Consider the following 2,326-nt stretch of genomic DNA (forward strand, 5'->3'; position numbering starts at 1 on the left):
GCTGACCAAGCTTTAGACATTGTGGCTTTAAAGGATGTCTTGTCAAAAAAGTGGTAAGCCCAGCTGCTAAGCGACTTTGTGCTAAATGGATGATAGAAAATCATCGATTGAGCCAAAGACAGGCTTTCAAATTGTTGGGATTCCATCGATCAGTTGGGCGATAGTTGTCGAAAAGGCAAGGAGATGAACAAGTAAAAGTACTCATCCAAACAGTGGCTCTTGAAAGACCTCGATTTGGTTATCGGCGCATTCATTTTATGTTGAAAAAAGGGGCTTTAAGATTAACCATAAGAAGCTTTTTAGACTTTATCAGAAAATGGGACTAAAAGTTAGAAAAAGAGGAGCTCGAAGACGAGGAGTTGGGATAAGGCTTGCGCGGATAAAAGCTTCACAAGTCAATGAAGTTTGGAGCCTTGATTTTATGTCGGATCGGCTTGCAAATGGAAAGAAAACTAGATGACTCAATATTGTAGATGAGTTTACTAGGGAGAGTTTGCAAATGATTGTAGACACATCTCTTTCTGGATTAAGAGTGGTAAGGGAGTTGGAAGAGTTCATTAAATACAGAGGATATCTTAAGACAAATGATCAGTGATAATGGAACTAAATTCACAAGCAGGGTTATTTTAAAATGGTCGGAGGGAGCCTCTATTGGATGGTATTACATAGAACTTGGTAAACCAATGCAAAATGGAACAATAGAGAGTTTTAATGGACGAGTCAGAGATGAATTTTTAAACCAGCATTGATTTATAAGTTTGCAAGAAGCGCAAAACTTAGCAAAAGAATGGAGGGAAGACTATCATAAATGGCGTCCTCATAGCGCGCTAGATGGCCTTTCTCCGGAAGGATTTAGAAAGACTTATGAGCTAAAAACAATTAATGCATAGGTAGTAAAATTTTCTATTTTAAAATGGACCTAATTATGGGGCAATGTCAGTAAAAAAAATTAAATCAGTTTTCATTTGTCTATTATCGTTTAGTCAAGTTGAGGAGGTTTACGTAGAATTTTTTTTTGAGAATGGCGTTCTTTTTTTACCACATTCTTGTTTTTAACTGTTCTAGGAATTTTAGTTGGAATGCGTTTAGGTTGACGATAATTCAGTTTCTCCACGGTTTGTCTTAATTTAGCGAGACAATTTTGCTTATTTCGATATTGACTGCGAAAAGTTTGACTAGATACAACAATTCCTGTCGGAAAATGGATCAAACGGACAGCGCTGTTAGTAACATTAATATGTTGCCCTCCACTTCCACTTGAGCGAAAAGTTTGAACTTGGCACTCAGCTAGTAAATCTTCATCTTGTTCAGGTAAAATAATTTTTTGTTTACTCATAATTAATTTTTAGTTCTTTGAATATAAATAACTAAAGTTATAAAGATATGCAATATAAATGAATCAAAATTCAGGGAAAAATGATATTAGTTTTTTTTGGTGCATTAGCTGTGGGAGTTAGTTTAGGATTACTTGGATCAGGAGGATCTATTTTTACTGTCCCTATTCTTATTCTTTTTTTGCATCGTCCCGATAAGTTGGCGGTTGCAGAATCCTTAGCAATTGTTGGGGTTATTGCCTTAGTTGGAGCTATTCCTTATGCCATTCGTCAACAAGTTCATTGGCGTACAGTATGTTTTTTTGGATTAGCTGGAATGATAGGGTCATATATTGGTGCTTGCATTTCGCATAGTATAAGCGGGAGAGTTCAATTATTCATTTTTGGGTCGGTTATGCTTATTGTTGCTTGGATAATGTTAAAAGATAAAAAGTGGCTTCAACGTAATAAAGATACTTCCCATTCTACGTTGATGAGTTTGTTAAGTGGTTTTCTACTTGGGCAATTGACAGGTTGTAGTGGTGTCGGAGGCGGATTTATTATTGTTCCTATCTTGATAGTCATCCTAAATTTATCTATCTATGTGGCTATCGGAACGAGTTTAATGATCATTGCATTGAATGCATTAACAGCTTTTTTTCAACAAGCTTTTCTTCTTCAATGTTCGGGCATGCATGTCAATTGGAAGGTCATCGCTCTTTTTTCCTTATTTGGCGTGATAGGAAGTTTGATAGGGGGAACCATAGTAAAATACATTCCTCCAGTTCATTTAAGAAAATTTTTTGGAACTCTCATGCTTCCTCTTGGTGTTTATATTTTAATTCACTCTTTTAACGCCAGTTTAACGTAAGAAACCCTCAAAAATATTCTAGGAGCTTAAGTTACTTCGATTTCTGTATTTGAAAAGAACAGTCGAGATTTGGATGGATTCAAGCAATAATTAGCAAGACCTGCCATCAGATGGCTAAGAAAGTTCCATCGACTTCGGTACC

At 36.2% G+C, this 2,326-nt stretch carries 3 protein-coding genes and 1 pseudogene; 3 read left to right on the forward strand and 1 reads right to left on the reverse strand.

The annotated features are described in order from the left end of the window. The first annotated feature begins 164 nt into the window (after nucleotides 1–164). Together BU804_RS13610 and BU804_RS15065 are read left to right on the forward strand one after the other, a co-directional pair. Nucleotides 165–326 (forward strand): hypothetical protein, encoded by a 162-nt coding sequence (locus tag BU804_RS13610; protein WP_158025058.1) that lies wholly within the window; start codon nucleotides 165–167, stop codon nucleotides 324–326. A 258-nt stretch (nucleotides 327–584) separates the two neighbouring features. Continuing rightward, nucleotides 585–890: pseudogene (locus BU804_RS15065) on the forward strand (integrase core domain-containing protein). 89 nt (nucleotides 891–979) lie between these two features. Here BU804_RS15065 and BU804_RS10410 read toward each other — a convergent pair. Further along, complete coding sequence (locus BU804_RS10410; protein WP_075884010.1) at nucleotides 980–1,336, reverse strand: peptide chain release factor family protein; 357 nt, start codon at nucleotides 1,334–1,336, stop codon at nucleotides 980–982. 80 nt (nucleotides 1,337–1,416) lie between these two features. Here BU804_RS10410 and BU804_RS10415 point away from each other — a divergent pair, with 80 nt between their 5' ends. Beyond that, nucleotides 1,417–2,184: a sulfite exporter TauE/SafE family protein gene (locus BU804_RS10415; protein WP_075884011.1), complete on the forward strand. Its 768-nt coding sequence runs from the start codon at nucleotides 1,417–1,419 to the stop codon at nucleotides 2,182–2,184. Nucleotides 2,185–2,326: the final 142 nt, after the last annotated feature.

The sequence above is a fragment of the Candidatus Protochlamydia sp. W-9 genome, from assembly GCF_001950615.1.
In the GTDB taxonomy this organism is placed as follows: Bacteria; Chlamydiota; Chlamydiia; order Chlamydiales; family Parachlamydiaceae; genus Protochlamydia; species Protochlamydia amoebophila.

Excerpts from the sequence above, each read along its gene's own strand:
- BU804_RS10410 (WP_075884010.1), bottom strand. The coding sequence starts at position 1,336 with ATGAGTAAACAAAAAATTATTTTACCTGAACAAGATGAAGATTTACTA.
- BU804_RS10415 (WP_075884011.1), top strand. The coding sequence starts at position 1,417 with ATGATATTAGTTTTTTTTGGTGCATTAGCTGTGGGAGTTAGTTTAGGA.